Raw genomic sequence first — 5,427 nt, forward strand, 5'->3', positions numbered from 1 at the left:
GAAGGAGAAAATGAAATGGATAAAGTGAACGTAAAAGAAAAATTGAAAAAATTCGAGCAGTTATGGAATCCAAAAATTATAGGAGAAATGAATGAATTATACATCAAGGTCGCAAAACTAAAAGGAGAATTTGTGTGGCATCATCATGATAACGAGGATGAGATGTTTTATGTAGTCAAGGGAAAACTGGTTATAAAAATGAGAAATAAAGATATTCAATTAGAAGAAGGAGAATTTTACATCATTCCAAAAGGAATTGAACATCTACCGGTTGCCGAAGAAGAGGTTCATGTTATGCTGTTTGAACCAAAATCAACGTTGAATACGGGTAACCTAAGAAACGAAAGAACTCAAGATAATCTGGACTGGATATAATAAAATAGGAGGGAAAATGGTATGGACCAAATATTATCGGTTTGTGGCTTGATTTGTAATGAATGTGAATATTTTAAGACAAATTGCCAAGGTTGTTATTCAGTTAAAGGTTCTACCTTCTGGGCAAAAGAAATGCCGGACAAAATTTGTCCTTTATATCGATGTGCCATCAATGATAACCAATATAATAATTGTGGCCAATGTTCTCAACTTCCTTGTAAAACCTTTAGAGAATTTAAGGATCCCAATTTATCCGATGAACAAAATGAAAAATCACTTGCCGAAAGAGTGACCAGGCTAAAAATTGTTAGGGGAAATTAAAGATGTCAAGGTAAAATAAGGTCGTGATCATGAAGAAAAATCCGGTTACCGAATATGTTTGAGCCGTGGAGACTAAATACCCGACGGCTATGTGGAAATATTAGGTTTTCAATCAGGCCTGTTTTCCTATAATAATCCGTGGAACCAGAATATTTGATGTTCAGATTAAACCGTAAACTGCTATAGGTTACTATTTAAAACCAAGCTATGAATCATGATATTTTTGTTTTTGTTACCTCTGAAGCATCTGGATGATTCTTTTACGGTATGCGTCAAGTAAAGCTTGAGTGCGGGTTTTGGGCGGATGGAATAAATCTCCTTGGTCATATCCTGGTTCAAATTCCTGCAACAATTTCTCCTCAAGTTGGTGTTGGGACTCAAGCCTTCCATCCTCGCGGATATGTTTCACCTCGATTCCCCGTTGGGTCAGCTCATAAGCGACCAGTATAAAGCGATGGCAGCGATAGGGATCTTTTTCAGCGCAGAGCAGGGAGATGTTCAGTCCTTTTTTAATATGGTCAATGACTGTGTTGATGCCGTTTTGAAAATAGTCAGTTGTGATCAGTATGTCAAAATCGATTCGACCGTGGGTAAATAATGAAGGATCGTTCCGGTTAACACTTAGTTCTTTCCCCAAATGGAGATAGAAAATTCCTTCCTTTTTCAGAGACGGGATAAGGTTTTCGCGATTGTGTTGAGGGTTCCGTCTGCTATAAGGGATACTTCTCACGTCCACCACCCAATTGATGCCATACTTTTGAAGAAGCTTGATAAGGGAGGTGATTTCATGGGTCGAATGGCCAATGGTATAACAGACCAAACGGTTAGTTTGATTATTGCTATCGTTCTTGGTATTGATTTTTTCGAAAATAAACAGTTCCTCCCTGCGGTTTTTTTAAATCAATTTCAGTTGAATAGGTTCATCTCTGGTATTTTAATTGATTTCTAAATAAATTAAACATCAACCACTCACTATTTTTTTAATCTAGCCTTTTCTACCTTGGAACAAGCTGGTAACAACGTTCATTCTTCCTTAATGGGATAAGGCGGGGAAGTGGATGAAGATTTTTCAAATTCCGCACTTACCCAATTCCACAGACTTATGCTAATTCAAGAATCAAGACCTGTCCCCGCTGGATATTAATGCCAAGCCCCTTTTATCCAAAAAGCTGCTCAATTGCTATTTTTACTTGACATTGGTAATATAGTTGAAATCCTTCGTTAATTCTATAATTATTATAATTATTCATTATAAAAATTATTTAAAATATTATAATAATAGAAATATAATATATAAGTAGTAATACCACAAAATTTACGGAAAAAAGTGACTAAAATGGTTCTTCGTTAAATTTAAAAAAATAAAGAAATATATAGAGGAGAGGATATGCGTTGTTATACAATTCAACAGAATAACAGTGAGCCAGGAATATATATTATATGGAATGGGAATCAAACAGTTGGTATTAAAATCGGTTCTAACCTGCTTATAGAAGCCTCGGGATTGCTCTTTGAAAACATTATAGAAAATAAAATTAACAAGATTGATAGAATATCTATACAAAGGAAACAAGATAATTGGTTTTTGATCAAAGAACAAAGCAAGGATCAAGAAGAAATTCTTATATTTGTACGTGAAAAACTTTTTAATGTAGATAATACCACTTTAATAATTAAAACTAAAAAAGACAAAAAAATTCCATGCCCGAACCGCATGAAAACAATCAATATTGTTCGAACAAATCGCTGTCCGTTATGCGATGTTGATTTGGGAGTTCCCATCGACGACTACCCAGGAAATTGTAAATATCTTCATCCAGATAATGGCATTGCCTATGATTATGAAAAAAAGAATAGTTCTAACTTTTATGCTTCGAGTAAACATAATGAAATTGCCAGAGGAATCAACAAAATTGATGTAATTGATGATAAAAAAGATTCTATGACAATATTTGAATGGTTGGGAATTCTATCAAAAGGCATAACATATGAACTCAACATAACTGGTTCTTCTGACATCATCTATCTGCATTGGAGCGGTAAAGAACTTGATTATTGGCGAAATCCTAAGGAGGAGACTTCTTTCATTCAATTTACAAATAAAAATAATGACATATTAATTGAAGAGCCAAAAATCATAGAACCAAGCCAAGATATACTCCTAACTGATGAGCAAAAATTGGTGGTTAATCACGATTATGGGCCAGCTCTCGTCTTTGCAGTAGCTGGATCAGGAAAAACCACTTGCTTGGTTTATCGAATTGAGCGATTGGTGAGAGAAAGCTTATTTCCTCCAAAAAAAATCTTAGTTTCTTCTTTTAATAAAATGGCTGTTGAGGAAATTCGTTCTAAGTTGATGGGTTGGTCTTACTGCCAACCGGTTGATGTCAGAACATTGCATTCATTAGGATTATCAATATTAAAGAAAGCCCGTCAACAGAATTATTTACCTCTTTCTTGCGACAATGAAGATCCAAATACATTAAAGGAAAAAATTGTATTTGAAGCAAAAAATTTGGCTCGGAAAAAAAATGTTCACTATGGTGATATGCTCGATAACTTGGATATTGATGATTTTTTATCCTATGTTGAGAAATGCAAGACCAATATGGCTTATGCAGATCTAAATGAAGCCAACTTACCGAAACAATGGCTACAAGAAGCTACTCAAGCCAAAGCTCCCCAAAACCTGCGATGGTATCTTGATTTTTATCGACTTTATGAGGAAGTGCGAAAAACTAACAACTGGATTACTTATGATGACATGCTCTTAGAAGGTTGGGAGAGCTTGATCCGTTACCCTGAAATTCTTAACCATTTTTGCCAAAAATATTCTTGTGTTTTAATTGATGAATTTCAAGATATCAATAAAGTGCAACACGCAATGTTAGATCTATTAATTAGCAAACACCGTAATTACATGGTCATAGGAGACGATGATCAGACTATTTATCAATGGCGGGGAGCTGACCCAAAATATATTTTGGAATTTGAAAAGCGATACCAAGTGAAGAAGTACATTTTAAGCTTGAATTTCCGTTCAACTGCCACCCAAGTTCTTCTTGCTAATGAGGTTATAGGACACAATAAAATAAGGTCTAAAAAAAATCTCCATTTATATCGAACTGAAAAAGGATTATCTCAGATTATTCCAGCTCAGGATTCACAATCAATGGTGAATGAAATAGTAAGTTTTTTGCAAAAGAAATTCAATGAAGGCTTACTCAGCAAAGATATTGTAATTTTAGTTCGCCTTTATTCACAAACACCAATAATTGAAAGTGCATTCATAAAAAATGATATCGATTACCAAATAATCGGGAACGTTCCGTTTTATCAGAGAGATGAAATAGGGCTTTATTTGGATTATTTACGGATTGGATTATATGAACTTCTTCTCTCAGAAAAAAGAAATTTTGAAATCGATAATGCATGGAACGCCTGGATGAACATTTATCGTCAACCACCTCGATATATGAAGAGAAAGGTGGCAAGAAGAATATTTGAACAGGTAAAGGGAAAGGGGGATACATTCTCTCATGCTTTAAAATATCATGCACCTTTTACCGGCAATTCTCAAAAAAAGGTCCTTCATTTAGCTGAACATCTCGAGTGGTTAGCATCAAATATTAACAACATCGAACCATCCATTCTTTTAAAAAATTTAGATCAAAAGATGAAAATATCTCAATATTTAATGAACAGGTATTCTCGCTTAGAGAAGAAAGAAGAAATTCAAGATGAAATTCGCAACTTCTTTGATTATTGTAGAGATTTCAAAAACGTTCATGAACTGCTTGCACATTTTGATACGCTTGCTGAATCTCAAAAGACACCTATAAATAGCAGTCGAAGAGTTTCCATCATGTCTATACACCAAGCAAAGGGGAAAGAATGGGATTATGTGCTCATTCCTCATGTTAATCATAGAATCATTCCATTTGCCGGGAATGAAATTTTTGAGGAAGAAAGAAGACTATTCTATGTAGCCGTTACTCGCGCTAAAAGATTTCTAAATATTTATACCATTGATTCTGAAAAACCATCACAATTCTTATCAGAAACTGATGCCGAAAAATTATTGCAATCTTTCTATAGAATTGAAAGCATTCTCTCATCTGATATTCAAAAAGCATCGTTTGAGGACCTTTTAATGCTTTTAACTCATCATCAAATAAAACTTTACCAACAAATTCTTACTCCTTGGTGGAACTCGCTGCCAACTGATTGGGAAAAATTATTCAAGCGCCTTACCAGGTTATTAACGTATCTCGATAGAATTCCTTTAAATATGAATATTTCAATTCCAAATATAAAGCGTAATTTGTGGTTTGAAATACCTCAAGGTCAGTTATACCCTGAAGAAATTGATATTCATGAATTTCCAGGAATTGAAAAGCATATTAATCAAGAAATACAACAAAAAATAAAGCACTGTTTTTTATCAGAAGAATGGCCGCCTAAGAAAAAAGTTATCCATAGCAATTTTGGTGAAGGGGAGGTAATCATGACTTATAAGGGAAAAACGGGAAATTGCTATTTAGATATTTATTTTCCTACCCATGGACAAAAAACCTTCCAGTATCCACCACCAAAAGGATTATTAAAAGAAGCTATAAATTAGTAAAAAATACTTAGGAAAAAGTTAAAGGTAAAATTGGAATGATGAAAATAAAGTTACCTTTTATCAATCCAAAAAATTCTTAGATTTAAGAATCAATCCTAAATCCC

5 protein-coding genes are annotated in these 5,427 nt (G+C 34.1%); 4 read left to right on the forward strand and 1 reads right to left on the reverse strand.

Annotated features, from left to right (window positions below):
• Positions 1 to 15: 15 nt before the first annotated feature.
• Positions 16 to 375, forward strand: a complete 360-nt coding sequence (locus PLK24_RS07815) for a cupin domain-containing protein (protein ID WP_349770672.1) — start codon at positions 16 to 18, stop codon at positions 373 to 375.
• A 21-nt stretch (positions 376 to 396) separates the two neighbouring features.
• On the forward strand, positions 397 to 696 hold the full coding sequence (locus tag PLK24_RS07820) for a DUF3795 domain-containing protein (protein WP_324477910.1): 300 nt from the start codon (positions 397 to 399) through the stop codon (positions 694 to 696).
• Between the two features lie 232 nt (positions 697 to 928).
• On the opposite strand, the gene PLK24_RS07825 is transcribed toward PLK24_RS07820, so the two are convergent.
• Complete coding sequence (locus PLK24_RS07825; RefSeq protein WP_324477911.1) at positions 929 to 1,516, reverse strand: DUF488 domain-containing protein; 588 nt, start codon at positions 1,514 to 1,516, stop codon at positions 929 to 931.
• Here PLK24_RS07825 and PLK24_RS07830 point away from each other — a divergent pair.
• Together PLK24_RS07830 and PLK24_RS07835 are read left to right on the forward strand one after the other, a co-directional pair.
• Positions 1,484 to 1,645, forward strand: coding sequence for a hypothetical protein (locus PLK24_RS07830; protein ID WP_324477915.1), 162 nt, complete (start codon positions 1,484 to 1,486; stop codon positions 1,643 to 1,645). The genes PLK24_RS07825 and PLK24_RS07830 overlap by 33 nt on opposite strands.
• 438 nt (positions 1,646 to 2,083) lie before the next feature.
• Complete coding sequence (locus tag PLK24_RS07835) at positions 2,084 to 5,320, forward strand: ATP-dependent helicase (RefSeq protein ID WP_324477913.1); 3,237 nt, start codon at positions 2,084 to 2,086, stop codon at positions 5,318 to 5,320.
• Positions 5,321 to 5,427 lie beyond the last annotated feature (107 nt).

The organism is Atribacter sp. (genome assembly GCF_035418125.1).
In the GTDB taxonomy this organism is placed as follows: domain Bacteria; phylum Atribacterota; class Atribacteria; order Atribacterales; family Atribacteraceae; genus Atribacter; species Atribacter allofermentans.

What these genes read in the sequence shown, in the direction of transcription:
- PLK24_RS07835 (WP_324477913.1), top strand. Translation starts at nt 2,084, where the DNA reads ATGCGTTGTTATACAATTCAACAGAATAACAGTGAGCCAGGAATATAT.
- PLK24_RS07830 (WP_324477915.1), top strand. Translation starts at nt 1,484, where the DNA reads ATGGGTCGAATGGCCAATGGTATAACAGACCAAACGGTTAGTTTGATT.
- PLK24_RS07815 (WP_349770672.1), top strand. Translation starts at nt 16, where the DNA reads ATGGATAAAGTGAACGTAAAAGAAAAATTGAAAAAATTCGAGCAGTTA.
- PLK24_RS07820 (WP_324477910.1), top strand. Translation starts at nt 397, where the DNA reads ATGGACCAAATATTATCGGTTTGTGGCTTGATTTGTAATGAATGTGAA.